The organism is Monashia sp. HAY1-5C (assembly GCF_056755255.1).
The window spans coordinates 1-281 of sequence record NZ_JBPGXG010000325.1 but is presented as its reverse complement, the minus strand read 5'-3'; the positions used below and the strand labels follow the sequence as shown (position 1 = coordinate 281).

Annotated in this window: 1 protein-coding gene; it reads left to right on the top strand. The window is 62.6% G+C overall.

Going from position 1 to position 281, the window contains the following annotated elements; translation table 11 throughout:
- The coding region (locus ACR9ZK_RS21870; RefSeq protein WP_481344057.1) for a carbohydrate porin at nucleotides 1-261 on the top strand (261 nt) is incomplete at its 5' end.
- Nucleotides 262-281 lie beyond the last annotated feature (20 nt).

Below are 281 nucleotides of genomic sequence, written 5' to 3'. Positions count from 1 at the left end.
GCCCTGGCCCGCGTGCACGTCAACCCGGCCTTTCGCAAAAACGCCGAAGCGAGCAATCAGGCGCAGGCGGTCTACGACTACGACGACCCGTCCTTCCTGCCACCGCAGGACACCGAATACAGCGCCGAGCTCTATTACGGCGTGCACCTCGCCAACCGGCCGACCGTGCGCCCGAACCTGCAGTACATCCGCCATCCCGGTGGCGTGAACAACGTCGACGACGCCCTGATCGGCGGGATCAAGATCCAGTCCTCGTTCTAAAGATCTACGCAAATCCCAAA